This is a genomic window from Actinomadura violacea, from assembly GCF_017573465.1.
Lineage (GTDB): Bacteria > Actinomycetota > Actinomycetes > Streptosporangiales > Streptosporangiaceae > Spirillospora > Spirillospora violacea.
This window is the reverse complement of sequence record NZ_JAGEPF010000043.1, coordinates 66997-87242: the sequence shown is the minus strand read 5'-3', so window position 1 is coordinate 87242 and position 20246 is coordinate 66997. Positions and strand designations below refer to the sequence as shown.

The 20246-nt window shown below is 70.3% G+C and carries 22 protein-coding genes; 12 read left to right on the top strand and 10 right to left on the bottom strand.

Annotation, left to right across the window (positions count from 1 at the left end; genetic code table 11):
- Positions 1-323 (top strand): RlpA-like double-psi beta-barrel domain-containing protein (locus tag J4709_RS47620; RefSeq protein WP_232385139.1); only part of this gene is annotated, 323 nt, incomplete at its 5' end.
- A gap of 94 nt (positions 324-417) precedes the next feature.
- Here the strand turns inward: J4709_RS47620 and J4709_RS47615 are convergent.
- The 7 genes from J4709_RS47615 to J4709_RS47585 all read right to left on the bottom strand — a co-directional run bounded on the left by J4709_RS47615 (position 418) and on the right by J4709_RS47585 (position 5976).
- Positions 418-1359 carry a nucleotide-binding protein gene (locus J4709_RS47615; RefSeq protein WP_208252106.1) on the bottom strand — a complete coding sequence of 314 codons (942 nt, stop codon included), beginning with the start codon at positions 1357-1359 and terminating at the stop codon, positions 418-420.
- Between the two features lie 13 nt (positions 1360-1372).
- Positions 1373-2680, bottom strand: coding sequence for an EsaB/YukD family protein (locus J4709_RS47610; RefSeq protein ID WP_208252105.1), 1308 nt, complete (start codon positions 2678-2680; stop codon positions 1373-1375).
- A 31-nt stretch (positions 2681-2711) separates the two neighbouring features.
- On the bottom strand, positions 2712-3707 hold the full coding sequence (locus J4709_RS47605) for a TNT domain-containing protein (protein ID WP_307802114.1): 996 nt from the start codon (positions 3705-3707) through the stop codon (positions 2712-2714).
- A 64-nt stretch (positions 3708-3771) separates the two neighbouring features.
- Positions 3772-4077, bottom strand: coding sequence for a pore-forming ESAT-6 family protein (locus tag J4709_RS47600; protein WP_208252104.1), 306 nt, complete (start codon positions 4075-4077; stop codon positions 3772-3774).
- 17 nt (positions 4078-4094) lie between these two features.
- On the bottom strand, positions 4095-4433 hold the full coding sequence (locus J4709_RS47595; RefSeq protein ID WP_208252103.1) for a DUF6507 family protein: 339 nt from the start codon (positions 4431-4433) through the stop codon (positions 4095-4097).
- A 140-nt stretch (positions 4434-4573) separates the two neighbouring features.
- Positions 4574-5620 (bottom strand): DUF6177 family protein, encoded by a 1047-nt coding sequence (locus tag J4709_RS47590; protein ID WP_208252102.1) that lies wholly within the window; start codon positions 5618-5620, stop codon positions 4574-4576.
- The gene (locus J4709_RS47585; protein WP_208252101.1) at positions 5617-5976 is read right to left on the bottom strand and encodes a hypothetical protein; all 360 of its coding nucleotides are present in this window, start codon (positions 5974-5976) and stop codon (positions 5617-5619) included. The genes J4709_RS47590 and J4709_RS47585 overlap by 4 nt, the downstream gene beginning before the upstream one ends.
- A 227-nt stretch (positions 5977-6203) precedes the next feature.
- On the opposite strand from J4709_RS47585, the gene J4709_RS47580 reads away from it, so the two are divergent.
- The 8 genes from J4709_RS47580 to J4709_RS55265 all read left to right on the top strand — a co-directional run bounded on the left by J4709_RS47580 (position 6204) and on the right by J4709_RS55265 (position 15725).
- Positions 6204-6572, top strand: a complete 369-nt coding sequence (locus J4709_RS47580) for a DUF6507 family protein (protein ID WP_208252100.1) — start codon at positions 6204-6206, stop codon at positions 6570-6572.
- Positions 6569-8950 (top strand): proline-rich domain-containing protein, encoded by a 2382-nt coding sequence (locus tag J4709_RS47575; RefSeq protein WP_208252099.1) that lies wholly within the window; start codon positions 6569-6571, stop codon positions 8948-8950. The genes J4709_RS47580 and J4709_RS47575 overlap by 4 nt, the downstream gene beginning before the upstream one ends.
- Before the next feature lie 5 nt (positions 8951-8955).
- Positions 8956-9591, top strand: coding sequence for a hypothetical protein (locus tag J4709_RS47570; RefSeq protein WP_208252098.1), 636 nt, complete (start codon positions 8956-8958; stop codon positions 9589-9591).
- A 68-nt stretch (positions 9592-9659) separates the two neighbouring features.
- Positions 9660-10514, top strand: coding sequence for a hypothetical protein (locus J4709_RS47565; protein WP_208252097.1), 855 nt, complete (start codon positions 9660-9662; stop codon positions 10512-10514).
- 46 nt (positions 10515-10560) lie between these two features.
- The gene (locus J4709_RS47560; protein ID WP_208252096.1) at positions 10561-11034 is read left to right on the top strand and encodes a DUF6301 family protein; all 474 of its coding nucleotides are present in this window, start codon (positions 10561-10563) and stop codon (positions 11032-11034) included.
- Positions 10970-11485, top strand: a complete 516-nt coding sequence (locus tag J4709_RS47555) for a TY-Chap domain-containing protein (RefSeq protein ID WP_208252095.1) — start codon at positions 10970-10972, stop codon at positions 11483-11485. The genes J4709_RS47560 and J4709_RS47555 overlap by 65 nt, the downstream gene beginning before the upstream one ends.
- Positions 11486-11564: 79 nt before the next feature.
- On the top strand, positions 11565-15518 hold the full coding sequence (eccCa, locus tag J4709_RS47550) for a type VII secretion protein EccCa (RefSeq protein WP_208252094.1): 3954 nt from the start codon (positions 11565-11567) through the stop codon (positions 15516-15518).
- Between the two features lie 72 nt (positions 15519-15590).
- Positions 15591-15725 (top strand): hypothetical protein, encoded by a 135-nt coding sequence (locus tag J4709_RS55265; protein WP_269757652.1) that lies wholly within the window; start codon positions 15591-15593, stop codon positions 15723-15725.
- A gap of 130 nt (positions 15726-15855) precedes the next feature.
- Here the strand turns inward: J4709_RS55265 and J4709_RS47545 are convergent, their stop codons facing one another.
- Positions 15856-16110, bottom strand: a complete 255-nt coding sequence (locus tag J4709_RS47545) for a hypothetical protein (RefSeq protein ID WP_208252093.1) — start codon at positions 16108-16110, stop codon at positions 15856-15858.
- 198 nt (positions 16111-16308) lie between these two features.
- Here J4709_RS47545 and J4709_RS47540 point away from each other — a divergent pair, with 198 nt between their 5' ends.
- The 3 genes from J4709_RS47540 to J4709_RS47530 all read left to right on the top strand — a co-directional run bounded on the left by J4709_RS47540 (position 16309) and on the right by J4709_RS47530 (position 18874).
- The gene (locus tag J4709_RS47540; protein ID WP_208252092.1) at positions 16309-17364 is read left to right on the top strand and encodes a maleylacetate reductase; all 1056 of its coding nucleotides are present in this window, start codon (positions 16309-16311) and stop codon (positions 17362-17364) included.
- A gap of 10 nt (positions 17365-17374) precedes the next feature.
- Complete coding sequence (locus tag J4709_RS47535; protein WP_208252091.1) at positions 17375-18244, top strand: hydroxyquinol 1,2-dioxygenase; 870 nt, start codon at positions 17375-17377, stop codon at positions 18242-18244.
- Positions 18245-18328: 84 nt separating this feature from the next.
- The gene (locus tag J4709_RS47530; protein WP_208252090.1) at positions 18329-18874 is read left to right on the top strand and encodes an alpha-ketoglutarate-dependent dioxygenase AlkB; all 546 of its coding nucleotides are present in this window, start codon (positions 18329-18331) and stop codon (positions 18872-18874) included.
- A 13-nt stretch (positions 18875-18887) separates the two neighbouring features.
- Here J4709_RS47530 and J4709_RS47525 read toward each other — a convergent pair whose 3' ends face one another.
- Positions 18888-19949: a class I mannose-6-phosphate isomerase gene (locus J4709_RS47525; RefSeq protein ID WP_208252089.1), complete on the bottom strand. Its 1062-nt coding sequence runs from the start codon at positions 19947-19949 to the stop codon at positions 18888-18890.
- Between the two features lies 1 nt (position 19950).
- Entirely contained in the window at positions 19951-20229 is a 279-nt protein-coding gene (locus tag J4709_RS47520) for a Rossmann-fold NAD(P)-binding domain-containing protein (protein ID WP_269757651.1), read from the bottom strand.
- Positions 20230-20246: the final 17 nt, after the last annotated feature.

The window sequence follows — 20246 nt, the reverse complement described above, 5'->3', positions numbered from 1 at the left end:
CCGGCGCCCCCGCCAGCGGCAAGCCGATGCAAAAGGGCATGTTCGCCAGCCCCAGCTGGCCCATGAACACCAAGGTCAAGGTCACCTACCAGGGCCGCAGCGTCACCGGCTTCGTCGGCGACCGCGGGCCGGGCGAGCCGTCGCACCGCGGCGTGATGCTCGACCTGGACACCTACACCTTCCGTCACCTGGTCGACGGCAAGAAGCCCGCCAGCAACTACGACACCGGCACCTCCGTCGGCCACCTCAAGGGCGTCAAGTACCAGGTCATCTCCTGGGGCCACGGCGCCGGCACCAAGGGCACCCCCAAACCCCTCGGCTAACACCACCCACCAACCCCCACACCCCCCGACCACGAACCCCGCTCCCGCCCCCAGGCGAGAGCGGGGTTCGTCGTGTCGTAGGAGACCGCTCCCTTTAGGGTTCGCTGGGTACTGCGCGGTCGAGGAGTAGCGCTGCGAGGCGGATCGCCGTCGTGCGCGTGTTGTGCGCCAGCCGCTGCGGATCAAGCGGGGCACCGCTCGCGAGGTGCCGGTCGTAGTCGAGTCTCACGCACGCGACGCCGACGTCGGCCAGGATCGCGGAGGCGCCCTCGAGGTCCAGGTAGCGCCGCCCGTACGGCGCCTTGACCGTGAAGACGACGACCGTGCGATGTAGGCGTTCCTGCATGCCGGCGCTCTGGAGCCAGTCCAGTTCCCGGCCGACGCTGCGGGCGCCGTCCGGAGTCGCCGGAGCGACGAGGATCTGGACGTGCGATCCCTCCAGGACGTGGCGGGAAAGCGGTCCGGTGATCCCCGAGTCGCAGTCCACCAGTGTGATGCCGAAGAAGCGGGTCAGCGGCATGGCGCGGTCCCGGTAGATCTCGGCGCTGAGGGGCGCGTCTCCGATGTTGCCGTGGTTTCCGGCCAGCGTCCACAGCCGCTCCCCGACGCGGACCAGGAACGGTTCGGCCTCGTCGAAGGACCGGAATCCGTTGGCCATGGTGAGATCACCAACAGCGTGCCGGCGCGCGGCCCCCAGGCGCAGCGCCAGCGAGCCGAAATCGGGATCGACGTCCAGCGCGAGAACCCTGTCTCGCCGGTAGTGGGCGAAGACGGTGGCCAGCAGCGCCGTGACCGTGCTCTTGCCCGCGCCGCCGCGCATGCCCGCCACGGCGATGCGCCGCCCGGTGATGATCGGCCGCTGGATGCTCGCGGCCTGCTCAGCGACGGACCGGACGTCGCCGGTGGGCAGGAAGGCGTGCACGGCACCCCGTCCGATGCGCCGCCATAGCGGATCTCCGTGTGGGACGTCCCCGACCAGTTCGGCCGCCATCGGATAGGGATCGGCGTCATGACCGTCCCAGCCGAGGTCGGGCACGGACGACGTCCTCTCAGAAGGTGTGCAGCAAACGGGTGAACACTCCGAAGGTACCGAGAGCCACCGGGATGAGCGCCACCACGGCCACCGCCTCGAGCCGGTTGGTGATCCGCCGCAGCCGTGCCCTGACGTGCTCGGCGGGCGACGCCGTCAGCACCGTGAGGGGGAGAACGGCCAGCACCACCAGCATGCCCGCCCCGGCGAAGCCGCCCCAGGACACGTTCACCGCCCAGCCATAGGCCACGGCCCCGTACATGATCAGGGCCGCCGTCCACAGCGCCGCCTTCTGCGGGACGAGGGGGAAGACACGGGCGCGGCTGGCCACGATCGCCGCCAGCAGCGCCGTCATGGACGCCGACCAGGCGTCGAACGTGCCGACCGCCACCGTCCCGGCGGCACCGGCGGCGACCGCGACCGCGAGAGTGGCGATCAGCAGGCTGCGATGCGTGGCGGCCAGGGCCGTCAGGACGTCGGCGCGCGCGACGGAGGCACCGGCCGCGCGCTGGTCGTCCAGCGAGGTCAGCCCGGACAGGGACAGCGCGGAGCGCAGCATCGTGCTGAGCAGGACGACGCATACGATCGCCAGAACGGCGCCGTTCTGCGCGGGGCTCAGCCCGCCCAGTTCGCAGCCCGCCCAGACGAAGGCCAGGAGCAGGACCACGGCGCCTCCGATGATCCCGCCGCGTCCGAGCGGAGACGACCAGCACGAGGCGACGGACACCAGCCCGATGATGATCGCCAGCCCGCACCATCGGCTCCATCCCGGCCAGCCGTGGACGTCGGCCAGCGCCCATGTCCCGACGGCAACCAGCGCCCCGCCGCCGAGGGACAGTGCGGTGGCCAAGGGGACGCGTCCGAGGACGCCGGCCACGACCCCGCTGACCAGCGCGACCACTCCGAGGCCGAGAACACCGGCCGCCGGTGCGCCGCCGCCCTGGGCGCGGTTCACCACGATCCCTGCCGCCAGGGCGGCCAAGGCGAACGTGATGATCGCGGTCCACCGCGCGGCGCCCGGGCTCCACCGCAGGGCGTGCCCGCCGAGCGCGCCGTCCACGGCGTCGGGAACCTCGTGCACCACCGGCGCGGGAAGCGGCTCGTCGGCCCGGACCAGCCGCAGGACGCTGCCGTCCGGGACGGCCCGGTCGGCGAACGTGGCGTCCCCGGCGAGCACCTCGCCGGCGGCCGTGACCAGCTGCCGGAGTTGCGCGGGTTGCTGAACCTGGTCGCCGAGCAGGCCGAGAATGTCGGGCATCAGTGCGCCGACCGGCTCCGCCGAGGGGAGGACGACGTCGACCCTCCGGTGCTCCCCGACAAGGGTCACCCGACTCCACACGGTTCCGCTCCGCCTTCCGTCATCTGGGAACAAAGGATGCAGTGAGCCGCTCAAGGTAGCCGTTTCGCAGCAGCCAGCGGACGGTCGGCAGTGCGGGCGGACGCGGGAACAGCCCGGCGGTGACCGTGAACCGGACTCCGCCGCCCGCACCGCCGGCGCTCGGGCCGGACACCGAGGCGCTCACCGGGAGGGGCTTGACGACCCGGTACCGCCGGTAGCCGAGCGGGGCGGACGGATCGACCGTGAGCCGCGCCGACGCAGGCAGCCCGCGCTCGGCGAAGGGCGTGCCGTAGGGGGACAGCACCGAACCGCTCTCCTGGCCGAACGCGTCGACCAGCGTGCCCTGCGGGAGGAGGTAGTTCGTCGCCCCCATCCCCGCGGCGTTGATCTTCTGGTGTGCGGTCTCCGCGAGACGGCGGCCGTCCTGGAGCGCCTGGGCCTCCGCCTGCGGCGCGATGGAGGCCGGTGCGGTCTGCCGGATGACGAGTTCGCCGTAGAGCCACCGGCACGCCTCGTCCTCGGTCGGCAGTTCGGCGCCGATCCGTCCCTGCTCGAACTCGACCACTCCTCCCGAGAATCCGTCCTGGGCGCGGCTCAGCACGTAGTAGCTGGAGACGCGGGTCACCGGGGGCCTCGGCTCGCCGGGAAGCACGTAGAGGCTGCGAGGCACACCGGCTTTGGTGAGTTCCCGCCGCAGCATCAGGAAGGTGACCTGGGATCCGACCCACTCGGCCGGGACGGGGGCCGTGCCGTCGTCCGGCGGCGCGGCCTGGGCCTGTTCGGCCTGTTGCTGCTGCTTCTTCTGCGTGGCGAGTTTCGTCTGGAGGAACGACCACCCGACCAGGCCGGCGCACAGCACGGCGGCGACGCACAGTCCGGCGACGACCTTCCCCAGGCTCTCGTCGAGGGTGCGCCGGGCGCGGACGGGGCCGAACATCACCGCGTCGCGCAGCCGCCGACGCCGCACCGCCACCGACTCCAGCAGCTGGGTGTCGTAGTCGCGCGCCACCGTCACCTCTCCGAGAACACGACCAAGGGGAGGAGCCGCGGACCGCGGCCCTCCCCTTGTGCGGGAACGCTCAGATGGCCGCCACGGCGGCGCCCGCCTTGTTCAGCGCCTGCTGGGCGGTCTGGTCGTTGGACGCCAGGGTCTGCTTGACCAGCCGTATGATCTCGCGGGTCTCCTGCGCGGCCTGGTGCCAGCGCTGCTCCTTGGCTGCGTACTCCGCCGACACGTTGGTCGCCTCGAAGTCCGACAGCGCGGTCTTCACGTCCCCGGTGTGCTGGCCGATCAGCGCCTCCAGCCGGGAGATGATCGTGTGGATATTGCCCTGCACCTCGTTCGAGGCCCCGGTGTCGTAGGCGCGCCGTCCGCCTTCGCCCATCGGACTTCTCCCCTCGGTCAGACTCCGGTACGGAACTTGGCGCCGTCGAAGTTCGCCGCGCTCATGTTGCGCTGCGCGTCCGCGGCCATCTGCTGGTCACCGGTCACGAAGGCGGTCTCCATCCCGCCCTGCCCGCGGTTCACCGAGTGCAGGCCGGTGGTGAGGTCGGCGATGATCTGGTCCGAGTGCGCCTTGAACGAGTCGAACGCCGCCTTGCCCGCGCCGTCGAACTTGCCGATCAGCGGCTCGGCGGCCACGATCAGCTGCTTCACCAGCGTGGCCAGCTCCTGCGTCGACCCGCCGGTGTTCTTGGTCAGCGTGACCAGGGTTTCCTGGCCGTAGTTCCAACGCCCCACGTGTCACCTCACTCGTTCGCCGATCCGTGGTCCGCGGGCGGGATGCCGTCTTGATCAACGCTCTCCATGATTCCACATCCCCCTATAAATGGCGCAAGTACTACAAATACCTTGAGTCAAGTCGCATGTTCGGGAACGGCTCAACCGCGCCGCCACCTCCCCTCCTCCAGCACGGTCGCGCCCGACGGCGGCTCGGACGGCACGACCTCCGGCTCGCCTGGCAGGAGGTGCGCGAGCAGCGCGTGCAACCTCTCCCAGGCGGACGCCGCGTCCCCGACCAGCGGATACCAGGCCGCGGGCCGCCGGGAATGGCCCACGCGATGTCCGATTCCGGCCGGGCCGGTGAAAGCCCGCTCCGCTCCGATGTCCCACACCTCGTCCGGGCCGAGTGCGATGCCGAGGGGCCGGCCCGGCCCGTTCCAGGCCGGCGCCACCGTGAGGTCCCGCCGGCCGGGACGGCTGTGAATCCGCAGATCCACCAGGTGATGAGCGCCCACGAGGTCGGCGACGAACCACTCGAAGTCGATCCCCTCGGGCTCTTCCGGCCGGACGGGCACGCGCATCGCGACCGTCTCATCGACTCCGTCGGCGTGCCGCTCCACCAACGTGACCCCGACGGCCCCTCCCCGGCCGACGTGGCACAGCCTGGTGTCGTCCGGCGCCCGGTCCCGGCACACCTCCGTGATCTGCTCCCCGTTCCAGGGCAGCGCGATCGGCTCGGTGAAACCCCACCCTTCGGGCGGGGCGCCCGTGAACCACCGGTAGCAGAGCTCCGCGGCGTCCCCGATCCGCGTCGTCTCCGCGGCCCGGTGCCGGACCCGCAGGTCCACGATCAGGTGCATACCGTCCGCGGGCGCCTCGGGCTTCGCCCAGGGCGCCGCGGGCTCATCGGCAACGACCGCGGCGAACTCCGAGCCGTTGAACTCGAGGGGCTCCCCGGTGAGGCCGTCGAAGAACCCGCTCGGATGCCCGACGACCCAGCGCAGATAGGGCGGCCGGAGCGCGGAGTGGAGCGCGACGGTCAGGCGGGACGTGTGCGGTGTGACGATCTGCAGCGGAAGCCCGGCCTCGCTCACCAACGCGATCGCATCGATGAGCCAGGACGACAGCGGGACGACCTCCCGCCGTTGCAGGACCAGCGCCGCGGTGTCGGTGACCAGATCGATCGTGGGATGCGGGCCGCTCACTCCGGACGCTCCGAAGACCAGCGCCTGCCGCCGAGGCGTTCGATGAGCGCGTCGGCGAACGCGTCCGCCAACTCGACCGCGGCGGGCCGCTCCGCCGCGCGGACCTCCGTCCACCAGACGGGAGCCGGCAACCCGGCGGCAAAGGGACCCAGCAGCCGTTGCGCCTCCCCCTCGACGCGGATGGGGATGGACGCCTCGACCGCCAGCAGCGGGGCTCCGTCCTCATCGAGGACCTGGAGGACGTTCCCGTGCTCGGGTGCGTCCACCTCCAGACCACTGCCCTCGGCCCGCAACGCGTCCAGCAGCGTTCGCGCATCGGGTGGCTCATGGGTCAACGCCACGACGTCGTACGTCACCCGCCCGTCCTCCGATCTCTCAGTGCCGTGACCACGATCGGACAGTGAGACGCGCCCCGCGATGCCCGAGTTTCCGGCCACCTCGTGTTTTGTCCTCGTCTTTGGCGCTCGGCCATCGCGTGTGGTCCACGTCACATGGAGTGAGCCGAGCAAGATCGATACCTTACCGTTGACCACTTTCGTGGGATCTGTCAGATCTGTCGATATGGCGAGCATGAGCGGGTGGCATGACGGCCTACAAGATCGACCTGCCGGGCGTCCTCGGGGAACTGACCAAGGTTCAGGGGGCCGTAGAACCCTTGTGGGACGCCCGTAAGGCGTACTTCCAGCACCTGGCCGACGCGGCCTCCGGCAGCCACAGCGACATCGTGACCGGCGCGCTCGAGCGCTTCGGCGAGGCGACGGCCCGGCGCTGGAACGGGGCGGCCGTGCGCGTCAACCGCGCACTCGGCCAGACCGCGAAGGCGGCCCGCTTCTACGACCTCGCCGACCACGAGATGGGTGAGCGCGCCCGGGCTCACGCACGCAGGGCGGCCGCCGCGCAGCGCAAGGCCACTCTCGCTCCCAAGCCGAGCGAGGTGGAGCCGAAGAAATGACCAGCATCGACGTCTCGCAGATCCCGGACCTCAGCGGAATTGCCGAGAAGGTCGAGCAGGCCGCGACCGGGCTGGGCAAACCGACCGAGGCCGTCCAGCGGGCCGGGGACCGGGCCGAAGCGATCTGGTCCGGACACGGCCTGAAGTCGTTCTACAGGGCGCCCGAGGCCGCAAAGCTCCTGGCGGCGATGGGACCGGTGAAGGCCGAGGTCGACACGGTCGCCTCCCAGACCGGCACGGTCGTCGGTGCCCTCCGCGAGTACGCGGCGGAGGTCAGGAAGATCCAGTCGCATCTCAGCGCCCTCAAGGCCGAGGCGGTCCACTTCAACCAGACCTACATGGGCGACCCGGACGCCGACACCGACGACAAGGTCCAGGGCAAGCGCAACGACCTCATCAAAGGGCTCGGCGGATGGGCGATCGCCTTCCAGGCCGCCCAGCGCACCTGCGCCAACAAGATCAACGCCATGGTCGGCGGACCGCACTACGTGCCGGTCGAGATGCAGCAGGACGGGAACGGCCGCCTGCCTCCCGGATACGTCGCCTGGGGCGCGGCGAACTACCACGACGGCATGAAGATGCCCTGGGGGCAGACGACCAAGAAGCCCGACCCCGCGTGGCTGCGCTTCCTCAAGGGCGCGGGGGGCGCCGCCTACGACCTCATCCACGCCCCCTTCGTCCTGATCGACATCACCGAGCCCGACCGGATGGCGAACGCCTGGACGGGCATCTACCACCTGGCCCACGGCGCCTCCCCGACGACATGGGTCGAGGCCGCCAACGGCGACCACGACGCCCGCAAGGCGCTCGGCGCCTGGCGCGATCTCGGCAAGAGCCTGATCGCCTGGGACGACTGGAAGCACCACAACTACGCGGGCGCCCTCGGCCGGGTCGGCGTCAACGCCCTGACGCTCGGCATCTCCGAACTCAAGCTCGGCAAGGCCGGCAAACTCGGCGACCTCCCCGGCGGCAAGGTCCTCCGCGCCACCGAGCGACTCGGCAACGCCCCCATGGAGGGCCTCAGCCGAATGGCCACCGGCGCCGCCGGCCGGATCGCCGACCTCACCGGCTTCTCCAAGCTCGCGGCCAAACGACCGTCCCTGGCCGCCCTGCGGCACTACCTCGGAGAGAAGACCGGGCTGGGGACGGGTCCGGCGCGTGGAGGAGAAGAGGGCATCCCCGGTGGCGGCAAGACGCACCCCGGGCATGAAGCCGGTCCCGCCGGTCGCCCCGGTGAGACTCCGCCACCCGGTGGGCACGCCCCTGGAGAACCCGGTGGCAAGCAACCGCACATCCCGGCCGAGAAGGGCGGGGGCGGCCCGCACGAGCCCCGCCCCGCTTCGCACGAGGGCAGCCCCGCTCCGCACGAGGACCGCCCAACCCCGCACGAGGACCGGCCCGCCCAGCACGAAGACCGGCCCGCCGAGCACGGCCCCGAGACCCGCGACGGGTCTCCCGGCCACCCGCCCGAACATCCCGGCGAGCCCGAACATCCCGGCGAGCCCGGGCGCCCCGGCGAGCCGGGCCACGAGCGCGATCCTGAGAGCGGCCTTTCTCCCGAGGAGGAACGCAAGCGGCTCGCGAAGGCCGATCAGCTGGAAAAGAGCCTGCACGAAGGTGGCCTGACGGATGAGCAGATAGCCGACCTCCGCGCGGGCCGCTCCCGCGTCGGAGACGAATGGCAACGCCTGGCCAAGGCGCTAGAGCAGGGCTTCGCCAAGAAGGTCATCAAAATCCGCGACCTGCATTCTGATGCACTGAAGTTCGCAATGGACGGGGCGAAGACGCCTCGAGCCGTCGGCTATCGCTATGAATATTACAAGTCGCTGTACGACGAGGCACAGAGAAAGGTTAACGCCGCACACAACGCAGGGCAGTTGGACTTGGGTGGGCAAAGTAAGGCGTACCACTATGTCCGGGAGTTCGAGCGAGTCGACGTCGCCGAGACTCTACGGCGCGACCTCGAAGAGGTTCGCCGGGCTCGTCCCCACGATGTGACGATCGATCCGCATCTCGACGGAAATGGAGAGTTTGCGGGAGTCCGGCAGCATGCAGGGGAAATCGGAATGGGGGACCGTACCTCGGCGGCCTACCATGCGCACAAGCATTATAAAGAACTTCCCGCTGGCGAACGCAAGGGTGACCTCGTCCATGACTACCTCGATAGCGAGGCTCGCACGCTCCGCACCGGAAAAATGGTGTCACGTGTGGTCGAAGCGGATGGAACGCAAAGAGTCCTCTATGTCCGCAAGGTGGGTCACGAGCACTACATGGAGGCGCTGGTCTTTATCAATCCCAACGGCAAGGTCGTCGTGGCGACCTACGGTGGCCTGAAAATTTACAAGGGCGATCTGAGTGAGGTTGACGCTCTATACTAGGTGATATGGTAGGCGAAACCCACGCAGACTTGGTCCAGCAGATCGAAGAGCATTTCACCCTGCTGAACGGAATGCTGGCGGCCGGGCGGGAGGACGGTCCGGGCACCGCCATGGATGCAGTCCTCAAAGTTTACGCGGCACTGGCTCGCTGGGGAGCGAGAGACCCGGCTGAGGCGCAGGCGTTCGGTACTCGGATGAAGCAGGCGGGGGTGGAGCCGTTTTTGCTGGGAGAACGCGCGCAGTCCGTGCTGGGTTCCTATGCGAGCGATGGCGAGATCTACGCCCTACGTGGCCGTACGGACGGCTACCTGACCGCCTGCCAGCACAGGACGGCCGTTCAGGCGCTACAGAATGATTTTCCCGGAGTCGTCTCGTCCGATTGGGCGGTGGAATCCGTGGACGACTTCGACGAAGCATTGCGGGACGTCGCCGATGACCCGACGCCGATGCATCGCGGGCAGATTCCCTCCTGGGCGCCGAAGTCGCACTGGTGGTGGTGGCAGCCGGAGCCCGTGACGATGGACATGCGGGAATTCGGAGACCGCCTCTATGCCGGTGATCTCGGACGTGGAGAGCCCGGCTCCGCGGACTGGCTGAGGTGCGGCGACAAGAAATGCTGGTGTTACACTGCGCCGGGATAGCGGTCGTGTACTCCGGTCGCGCGGCAAAGAGTTTCCGGACGTGGAACCGAAAGTATGGGAAACGGGTGATGAACGCAGGGGGTTCTGCCGCTCGGGTCGATATCCGGCTCGGCGCCGGATCCATTCCGGACCAGGTGCGGCGGCAGGCCGGCCGGATCGGTTTCGAGGATCCGGTGGACGCCGCCGTGCAGTCGAGGCGGCATATCACTGATCTGCCGGCGGACGAGCGCGGCGGCGAATCGCCGATAGCGGCGTATCACAAATCTGCGGCTCGTACGATCGCGCAGGGCGACGTCCGGCTGCATCAGGACCACGGAAACGGGCAGGAACTCGTATTCGTCCGGAGCCGCCCGGCCGCTGCCGGGGTGGACGTGAACCTCGCCGCGACGGTCGAGGTCCGCAACGACGGAAGCGTCTGGCTGCGCGCCTTCGGGTGGCCCGACATCCCGACCGCGGCGCAGACCCGCGTCAGCCCCCACGGCTTCAAAGGCCTCGCCCGGTTCGGTGCGCATGAGATGGCGCAGGAGTTCCAGCGCGGCACGCCGGTGGACCTGGTCATGCTCTCGGTCCTGGCCACCGCCCTCCAGCCCGGTGCCCCCGCGCCGGAACCCGCCGGGCGGGAAGTGCCCGAGGTGCTGTCGACTCGCGGCGGCGAACTCGGCGGCTACCTGAGCATGCTGGAGGAGTACAGTCTCGGCGTCGGCGCGGGCCTCGCCTATCAGGCCTGCCTTCACCGCTCCGCCGTAGAGGTGCTCTCCGCCTCCTTCCTGGGAGATGCCGCCTCGTCCCTCCTGGACATGGAGCTGATCGAGGAAGTCGACGATGAGCTCCGCGATCGGCTGCCGGCCGCGGACCGGCTGCCCGAGGCGATGCTGCTTCCGGGACTGCCGGCAAGTCATTGGTGGTGGGATCGTGCCAAGTGAAGGTGCGGAAGCGCCCGCCGCTGGACCAGGCCGATGGGCTGATGCCGTGAACGAAGGCATATTGGACGACCAGGCGATCATCGAGCTGGCGGCGCATCTCCGAGATCTCAGGTGGCCTTGGTCGGCATCCCACGTCCCGACCGTGGCGCGAGCTCTCGGTTGGACCATGGAAAGTGACTCCGAAGGCGGTATCGACTTCGACACCGGGCTGGGCCCCTCTTCCGGCAGCGTGGAAATCGACGACAAAGACGGAGTCAGCGCCGTGTACGCGCCGGTGACCTCGCTCATCGATTTCAAAATGCTCAGCCGGGCGTGGCTCCGCGACGCGTTCGCTCATGCGACCGGCTTGCTGACCGAAGCATTCGGCGATCCCACGCAAAGACTCCCCGGCCCGTCCCCCGAGGTTCGATGGCGTGGTCCGGATTCGACGCTCGGGCTCAACGACACATGCACCAATGTCGAGATCTTTTCGGCTCGAAACGACTACCTCGACGATCTGGATCACTGGGAAGGCGATTGACATCGATTGGCACGGATTCGCCGGGCATCTGGCGGAAGAACTGGCCCGGCTGAGCGCCGGAACGCTGGTCGTCATCCACGAAGCGGAGCGAGAGATCGAAGCTTCGCGGGCGATTCAGTTCGTGCAGGAGGATGCCCGGCTGATCGCCGAATTGTCGCACAATGATTACCTGGATCCCGACGTCTGGGCGACCCCGGCCGGAGAAGAGGCCATCAGGGAGCTGGGGTGGCGTCCACCCGCCAGGGAACTAGGGCGCGACAACTGGTGGGACACCCTTGACTGGCCGGCCACCGCGGCACAGTACCGAGAACTCGCGACCAAGGCCGTGCTGGGGCTGCGCGACGGATACCGCATCAGCAGCGAAGCCCCCTTTTACTATCATGCCTGGAATGAACGCAGGGGCAACGAGCCCGTGGATCTGCCGCTTCTAGGGCTGCCGCACGTCAAGTGATTCCGGTGGCACGGAGCGGTCGGTGCGGTCGGGCTTGGTCAGGGCGTGTCCGGGCGCTGGAGTGGGCCGGGGTGGTGGGGTGACGACGCGGGTGGTGCACCGGCCGGCGCGGGTCGTGATGCCCGTTGCCGAGGCGGAGCGGCTCAGGATCGAGGCGCCGCCGCAGCTGCCGGAGTCCGGCGGGGTCGGCACGCAGTTGTTCGCGGTGCTGCCGATGATCGGCATGATGATCTCGCTGGCGATCATGACGGTGCTGCGGAACCCCGCATTCGTGGTGCTCGGGGCCGTGCTGCTGGTCGTCGCGGTGCTGGCGGGCGCGGCGCTGCTGCTGTCACGGCGCGGGCAGGTGTCGCGGCAGCGGCGCGCGCAGCGCGAACGGTACCTGGAGTACCTCGAGGAGACCCGCGCTCGACTCACCGAGGCCGAGCAGAGGCGGCGTGAGCAGGCACGGCGGCTCGATCCTCCACCGGAGGCGTTGTACGACATCGTCCGCGATCCGATGCGGCTGTGGGAGCGGCGGCGGCAGAACCCCGATTTCCTGCGAGTGCGGATCGGCACGGGAGAGATGCCGGGGCAGCCGCTGGAGCTGGACGAGCAGGCCAACGCGCTCACGCCCGCCGACTCGTTCATGATGGCCGAGGTCAAGGTGGCGCTCCGCCGGTTCGGAACCGCGCCGGACATGCCGCTGGCCGTGCCGCTGGACATGGCGGGCAACGTGAGCGTCATCGGAGAGCGGGGCGACGTGCTGGCGGTGATCCGGGCCCTGGTCGCGCAGCTCGCCGCCTTCCATGCGCCCGAGGACGTCGCGCTGGGAATCGTCCACTCCTCCAAGCGGATGGCCGACTGGGCGTGGGCGAAATGGCTGCCGCACACGCAGGACCGTGAGCACCGGGACGGCCCGGTCAACGCCCGTCTGCTCGCTCCGGCTCCCCAGCAGCTCAGCAGGCTGCTGGCCGACGATCTGAAGGACCGTACCGACTTCGCCACCGAGGTCCGCCGCGGCCTCGGCCAGAAGGACGCCTATCGGCTGCTGCGCCGGCTCGTCCTGGTGCACGACTCCTACGGGGACGTCGCCACGGAGATGGTGCGGCCGGATGACACGATCCCGCCCACGGGGCTCGCCGCCACCGTCGTCCACCTGCTGTCCGATCAGCAGCACGAACCCGGGGACGTCAGCGTCCGGATCACCGTCCAGGGGGACCGCGTCCGTGTCGCGGACCTGCGGACGGGCGGCGAGTTCGAGGGAGAGCTGGACCAGGTTCCCGCCGGGACCATGACGGGGCTGGCACGGATGCTCGCCCCGTTCAGGCTGTCGGCCGAGTCGATCGAGGAAGCCGCTCGCCAGGGCGGCGACCTGGACGTCCCGAAGCTGCTCGGCATCGAGGACCCCGAACGGCTCGACCTGGATCGGCTCTGGACGCCGCGCGGCGAGCGCGCGTTCCTGCGGGTGCCGATCGGCATGGACGACCAGGGGCAGCCGGTCATCCTCGACCTGAAGGAGGCCGCGCAGCTCGGCATGGGGCCGCACGGGCTGTGCGTCGGCGCGACCGGCTCCGGCAAGAGCGAGTTGCTGCGGACGCTGGTGCTGTCGCTGGCGGTGACGCATTCGCCGGAGCAGGTCAGCATGGTGCTGGTCGACTACAAGGGCGGCGCGACGTTCGCGCCGTTCGCCTCACTGCCGCATGTCGCCGGTGTCATCACGAACCTGGAGGACGACGCCGGGCTCATTGAGCGCGCCTACACCAGCCTGTCCGGTGAGGTGCAGCGCCGCCAGCAGGTGCTCCGGGACGCGGGCAACATCGCCGGCATCGGCGACTACAACTATCAGCGCACGAACCACCGGCCCGATCTTCCGCCGCTGCCCCACCTGCTGGTGATCATCGATGAGTTCGGGGAACTGCTGTCGGCCCGTCCCGACTTCATCGAGCTGTTCCTGTCGATCGGACGCATCGGCCGCAGCATCGGCGTCCACCTGCTGCTGTCCAGCCAGCGCATCGAAGGCGGCAAGCTGCGCGGGCTGGAGACCTACCTGTCGTACCGCATCGGCCTGCGGACGTTCTCCGAAGAGGAGTCGCGGACCGTCCTCGACACGCCCGACGCCTTCCACCTGCCCGCCCTGCCCGGCTTCGGCTACCTGAAGGTCGACACCAGCCTCTACCAGCGGTTCAAGGGGGGCTACCTATCCGGGCCGTACCGCCGGCCGGTCGACGACGAGGACGACACCACACCCCCGTCGGTGCAGCCGTATCCGGCGTTCAACACCGGCGGGCGGGGCGGATACGAACAGGCCGGCATCCCCGAGACGGCGCTGCCCGAGCGCAGTGCCGGACCGACCCTGCTGGACGTCCTGGTCCGCCAGCTCATCGGCCGCCGGGTGCAGAACATCTGGCTGCCGCCTCTTCCGTCCGCCGTCCCTTTGGACGCGGTCCTCGGCCCTCCGGAGCCCGATGCCGAGGGACTGAGGGTGCCGACGCAGATCCGTCCGATGCACGTGCCGATGGGCCTGCTGGACGATCCGCGACGTCAGCGCCAGTACCGCTGGGATCTGGACCTGACCGTCTCGGGCGGGCACATCGCCGTGATCGGCGGGCCGCAGACCGGCAAGACCACGCTGCTGCGCACCCTCGTGCTGTCGCTGGCACTGACGCACACCCCGCAGCAGGTGGCGGTGTACGCCCTGGACCTGGTCGGCGGGGGGATGCACGCCCTCGCCGCCCTGCCCAACGTCGGCGGGGTGGCGGGCCGGACCGACACCGAGCGGGTCCGCCGTACCGTCGAGGAAATGCGCGGAATGCTCGAGCACCGGCAGGAGGTCTTCCGCAAGCACGGCATCGACTCGGTCGCACGGCTGCGGCGGCTGCACGCCGAGGGGCGGGTCCCCGAACTGCCCTGCACGGACGTCCTGATGGTGGTCGACGGCTTCGGCGCACTGCGCACCGACTTCGAGGAGATCGACGACGACGTCTCCGATCTGCTGCAGCGCGGCGGCGGCTACGGCATCCACGTGATCGCCGGGATGCTGCGCTGGCATGACGTGCGGATCGCCATGCAGTCCAACTTCGGCAGGCGCATCGAACTGCGGCTCAACGACCCGGCCGACTCGGCGATCGACCGGAAGCTCGCCGAGACCATCTCCGCCGAGCTGCCGGGGCGGGCGCTGACCGACGACGGCAAGCTGTTCGGGCACGTGGCGCTGCCCCGGGTCGACTCGCGGCTGGAGGCGTCCGACCTCGGCGAGATCGTCGAGACGACGGCGGCGTCCGTGCGCGGGGCGTGGAGCGGCAAGACGGCGCCTCCCATCCGGGTCCTGCCGCATGTGCTGCCCGCCGAGAGTCTTCCCACGCCGAGCACCGTCCCCGACGCCGTCCCCATCGGTGTGGACGAGCGCGCCTTGGAACCGGTGCTGCTCGACCTGCTCAACGATGACCAGAACCTGCTCGTCCTGGGCGATGGAGAGTGCGGCAAGTCCAACCTGCTGCGTCTGATCGCCCAGGGCCTGCTGTCTCGCTACTCCTCCGAGGAACTGGTGTTCGCCGTCCTGGACCCGCGCCGGACGCTGCGCGACGTGATCCCCGAACCGTACTTGGGGGGCTACGCCGGCAACGCCCGCCTCGCCGCAGGGCTGGCCACCGCTGTGGCAGGGGAACTGGACGCCCGCCTCACCGACGAGGGCTCCGCGGAGAACGCGCCGCGCGTCGTGGTGCTGGTGGACGACTACGACCTGCTGACCAGCGCCGGCCAGCAACCGCTGGCACCGTTCCTCCCGTTCGTCCCCGGCGGACGCGACATCGGCCTCCACTTCGTGATCGCCCGCCGCGCCGCCGGCGCGGGCCGTGGCCTTTACGAACCGCTGGTCCAAGCCGTACGCGAGAGCGGGACAAGCGCGCTGATGATGTCCGGCGACCGCTCCGAAGGACAGCTGTTCCCGCCGCACTACCCGGCCCCGCTGCCTCCGGGGCGAGGCCTGTGGATACAGCGCGGCGGCCCTGCCCGCCTCATCCAGACCGGCTTCCTTGACCTGCCCGTGCGGTAGCAGGAACACGGAGCGAGGGCCAGGAGCGGGGGTAGGTGAGGACGGCCGGGACGCGGCGGTGGACGTCTGCTCGTGGTGATCGGCATCGCCGCCGCCTACTGCGCGATCGGCGCCGCCGCCACGGCGATCTCCGGCCGACGCCGCGAACTGACCCCGCACTACTCGCGTTCGCCGGTGCACGCGTGGCCACAGGATCCGCAAGCATAATGCCGACCGGCGTAAGCCTGGCTGCCTGACGGGACCTCGCGCATGCCGCACGTCCGCCAGGCGCGCAGACACGGTTTTTCTGGGCTCTAATGGAGAGAATTACAGGAAGGGGATAGTCGACGCATTTGCACTACCAGCCCTCGCGCTCGTACTGCTGGCCTGCGTCCACGCAGTCGAAACGGCTCGCACAATTGTCGATCAAAATCCATCCGGCCTGCGCGTTCGCGCCGGTTTTCGGGGCCGCCGCCTGGGCGGGGACGCTGGTTCCAGCGACCGCCAGGATGGCGAATCCCGGCAGCCAAGGCCGCTCTACGTAGTCGCAGACGCATGTTCCTCTCGACATCGGTGTGCAGACGCCGGTCGCGTCGGTCGCCGTGCTGTCCATAAGGGCGCCGCGCACTGGAGTTCTCGGAGGTGATCAGGATGTCCTCGCCGCGCCGCGGCTGCGCGACGCTGATCTGGGGAAGGAGACGAAAGCAGGGCCGGTAACGCCATCGTCTCTGCCGATGTCGCCTTGTGGGTGCACGATGGTGATCGCCGGCTGCTGCCAGCCAACCGTCCTTTCCGATCCGGAGCCGAGTCGATGAGTCCGATCAGAGCGTTCGTCTACGATGCGCTGCCGGGACGGGTGGTGTTCGGGGCCGGCGTCGCCCGCAGGGGGCTGCTCGATGAGGTCGACGCGTTCGGCGCCGAGCGGATCCTGGTCGTCGCGCGCGATGCCGAGTCCGGCCTGGTCCGCGAGCTGTGCGGTCCGTTCGCGGACCGCGTCACGGCCACGTTCTCCGCGATCCGCCCGCACGTTCCGGTCGAGGTCGCCGAGCGCGCTCGCGAAGTCGCCGCGGGCGCCGATCTGGTGCTGTCGATCGGCGGCGGTTCGACGACGGGGACGGCCAAGGCGGTCGCGCTGACCACGGGCCTGCCGATCGTCGCCGTACCCACCACCTATGCCGGCTCGGAGGTCACACCGGTGTGGGGCCTGACCGAAGGGGCCCGCAAGACCACCGGCACCGACCCGCGCGTGCTTCCCGGGACCGTGGTCTACGACCCCGACCTGACCATGACGCTCCCCGTGGCGCTGTCGGTGGCCAGCGGGCTCAACGCGATGGCCCACTGCGTCGAGGCGTTCTGGGCCCCTGGCCGCAACCCGGTGTCCAGCGCCGTCGCCGAGGACGGGATCCGGCGCCTCGCGGCCGGCCTGCCCGCGGTCGCCGCCGATCCGGCCGACCGCGACGCCCGCGCCGGCCTGCTGCTGGGCGCCTACCTCGCCGGTTCGGCCTTCGCCGTCGCGGGGTCCGGGCTGCACCACAAGATCTGCCACGTCCTGGGCGGGGCCTTCGACCTGCCGCACGCCCAGACGCATGCGATCGTGCTGCCGCACGTGCTCGCGTTCAACGCCGCGGCCGCGCCCGAGGCCGCCTCCCGCATCGCCGCCGCGCTCGGCCGGCCCGATCCGGCCAGGGGCCTCGACGACCTCGGCCGCGGACTCGGCGTGCCCGCCGGCCTGCGGGAACTCGGCCTGCGCGAGGACGGCATCGAGACCGTCCTGGACGAGATCCTCGCCGTCGCGCCCGCCGACAACCCGCGCCCCATCACCCGCTCGGGCCTCAGGACGCTGCTGCACGCGGCATGGGCCGGCTGAAGGAGAACGCATGACCGACGAGCAAGCCTCCGGCCGGGAGCAGGCGGTGACCGACGAGGTCCTCGCCAGTTTCGGCGGAACCGCCGATCCGCGACTCCGCGAGATCATGCAAAGCCTGGTCGGGCACCTGCACGCCTTCGCCCGGGACGTCCGGCTCACCCAGCGCGAATGGGAGACCGCGATCGGGTTCCTCACCCGCACCGGGCACATCACCGACGACCGCCGCCAGGAGTTCATCCTGCTGTCCGACGTCCTCGGGCTGTCCATGCTCACCGTCGCGATCAACGAGCCGGAGGCGCCGGGAGCGACCGAGTCCACGGTGTTCGGGCCGTTCTTCGTCGACGGCGCCCCCGAGATCCCGCTCGGCGGCGACATCGCCCGCGGAGCGCCCGGCACCCCGTGCCACGTATCGGGTCACGTGCGCTCCGTGGACGGAACCCCGATCGCCGGAGCGTGGCTGGACGTCTGGGAGGCCGACGAGGACGGCTTCTACGACGTCCAGTACCCCGGGGACCGGACCGCCGGCCGTGGCCGCCTGCGATCGGGTCCGGACGGCGAGTACCGGTTCTGGTCGGTCCTTCCGGCGCCCTACCCGATCCCGCACGACGGCCCGGTCGGCGACCTGCTCGCAGCCGCGGGCCGCGGCCCGATGCGTCCCGCCCACCTGCACTTCAAGGTCACCGCCCCCGGCCAGCGGACCCTGATCACCCACATCTTCGTCGCAGGCGACCCCCACCTCGACCACGACGCGGTCTTCGGCGTCAAAGACGGCCTCATCGTCGAAGCCGAACACCACACCACCGGCCCCGCACCCGACGGCACACACCCCGAAGGCACCTGGACAAGCATGCACTTCGACCTAGTACTCGCCCCGAGCTGACCACCCGCCCGCAACCGGACGCCGCCGGCCCGGCGCTCGGCACATCCTCGCCCGGACAGCCTCCGATCGAATAGATTTTCGATCATGGTTCCGGGTCTCTTGTGCGTTCACCGCTGGCTGGACGAGGACGGCCGGCGGCAACTGGCGGCGGACATCGACGCCGCGCCTTGGTCGTCGCAGTTGCGGCGACGCGTCCAGCACTATGGGCACCGCTACGACTACGGCAACCGCGGCGTGGACGGCGACGCGGCCCCGCCGCTACCGGGCTGGGCGGTACGGCTGGCGCGGCGGCTGCACGACGACGGCCACTTCGACCGGCCTCCCGACCAGGTGATCGTGAACGAGTACCTTCCCGGCCAGGGCATCAGCGCCCACGTCGACCACGTCCCCTCCTTCGGGCCCGTCGTCGCCTCGGTCAGCCTGCTGTCGGCCTGCATCATGGAGTTCACCAATCCAGAGGACGCGACGCGCGTGCCGGTACGCCTGGAACCCGGCAGCCTGTGCGTGATGACCGGCCCGGCGCGATTCGCCTGGCGGCATGCCATCCCGGCGCGCAAGACCGACCCCGGCCCGCACGGTCGGGTGCCCCGCGGCCGACGGGTATCCGTGACGTTGCGGACCGTCCGCTAGCGGCGCGCGAAGCTCATGCCAGGTCGCCGAGGGCCTGGATGGCTTGAGGGCCATAGCCGGCCGCGGCCAGCGGCGCGCGGATGTCGGTTTCGAGATCGGGTAAGTAGCCCACGAGCACGTCGGCGGGCCCGGTGATCCACGCTTCGCGCAGCGCGGCGGGGAGCAGCAGGGTCCGTGCGGGATCGAGCGTTTCCGGTGGACCGCCTGTGGTGACCTGGACGGGCGCGCCCACATTGGTGAGGACCTTCGCCGTTGGCAGCGGCAGCCGTATCGCGGCGCCGGCCGCAGCACGCCACCGCTCCAGCGCGAAGTAGGGGCCCGCAGTGCAGACGACCCTCTCGATGTCATCGGTGACGGCGATGCGCAGGCCGGGCTGGAAGTCGGGGCGCGGGTCGGGCTTCCATTCGGCGATCAGCATGTCGAGGTTGTGGTGCCATTCGGCGTCGTCGAGCCGGGAGCCGTCCTCCATGCGGTGAGGCATGGCGCTCTGCTGGACGTCGGAGGTCTGCTCGATCTCGTAGACGAGCGTGTCGGGGCCGAAGCTGTGCAGCGTCCCCGCCGGGACGTAGAGCGTCTCGCCCGGCCGGACGGGCAGCCTCCGCATCACCGCGTCGAAGTCACCGCGCACCAGGGCGTCCCGCAGGCCGGCGGCATCGACGCCGGGCCGGAGCCCGGCGAGTGCGGTGGCGCCGGACGGGGCGTCCAGGATGTGCCAGGCCTCGGTCTTGCCGTGCGGGGCGCCCTCCAGCCACTGGGCGTCGGTGTCGTCGGCGTGCAGGTGGACGGGCAGCGGCCCGGACGCGTCGATGAACTTGGTCAGGACGGGAAAACGGTCACCGCGCCAGCCGCGTCCGACCAGCTCGTCGGGGTGGTCAGTGGCCAGACTCCGCAGCGTCCGCCCGGCGAGCGGCCCGGCCTCGACCCGCGCGATCTCTCCGTCGACGTCGCTGACCTCCCACGTCTCGGCGATCCGGCCGGACGGTGCCGGATGGCGACCGAGCCGGTCGACGATCGCGCGTCCGCCGAAGACGTGCGACCTGATCGGCGTGGTCAGCCGCAGCGGATACCAGTCCATGTCACAGGATCGGCTGGCCGGGCACCAGCACCGCACGGCGCCCCGCGTCCTCGACCAGCCGCGCGGTGTCGCGGGCGTCCTCGTGCTCGCCGAGGTTGGAGATCAGCACGTCGGCGCCTTCCCGCGCGAACGCGATCGCCACCGCACGCCCGATCCGGCTGTCCCCGCCCGCGACCACCGCCGCCTTGCCGGCCAGCCGCCCCGACCCGCGATAGCTCTCCTCACCGCAGTCGGGCGACTGAGTACCGGGCGGCTGTTGCTGTTGCGGCTTCGGACTCACGGCGGTGCCTCTCTGCA

Excerpts from the sequence above, each read along its gene's own strand:
- J4709_RS47570 (WP_208252098.1), top strand. The coding sequence starts at position 8,956 with ATGGTAGGCGAAACCCACGCAGACTTGGTCCAGCAGATCGAAGAGCAT.
- J4709_RS47545 (WP_208252093.1), bottom strand. The coding sequence starts at position 16,110 with ATGGACAGCACGGCGACCGACGCGACCGGCGTCTGCACACCGATGTCG.
- J4709_RS47525 (WP_208252089.1), bottom strand. The coding sequence starts at position 19,949 with ATGGACTGGTATCCGCTGCGGCTGACCACGCCGATCAGGTCGCACGTC.
- J4709_RS47600 (WP_208252104.1), bottom strand. The coding sequence starts at position 4,077 with ATGGGCGAAGGCGGACGGCGCGCCTACGACACCGGGGCCTCGAACGAG.
- J4709_RS47575 (WP_208252099.1), top strand. The coding sequence starts at position 6,569 with ATGACCAGCATCGACGTCTCGCAGATCCCGGACCTCAGCGGAATTGCC.
- J4709_RS47565 (WP_208252097.1), top strand. The coding sequence starts at position 9,660 with ATGAACGCAGGGGGTTCTGCCGCTCGGGTCGATATCCGGCTCGGCGCC.
- J4709_RS47535 (WP_208252091.1), top strand. The coding sequence starts at position 17,375 with ATGACCGACGAGCAAGCCTCCGGCCGGGAGCAGGCGGTGACCGACGAG.
- J4709_RS47530 (WP_208252090.1), top strand. The coding sequence starts at position 18,329 with ATGGTTCCGGGTCTCTTGTGCGTTCACCGCTGGCTGGACGAGGACGGC.
- J4709_RS47540 (WP_208252092.1), top strand. The coding sequence starts at position 16,309 with ATGAGTCCGATCAGAGCGTTCGTCTACGATGCGCTGCCGGGACGGGTG.
- J4709_RS47555 (WP_208252095.1), top strand. The coding sequence starts at position 10,970 with ATGTCGAGATCTTTTCGGCTCGAAACGACTACCTCGACGATCTGGATC.
- J4709_RS47580 (WP_208252100.1), top strand. The coding sequence starts at position 6,204 with ATGACGGCCTACAAGATCGACCTGCCGGGCGTCCTCGGGGAACTGACC.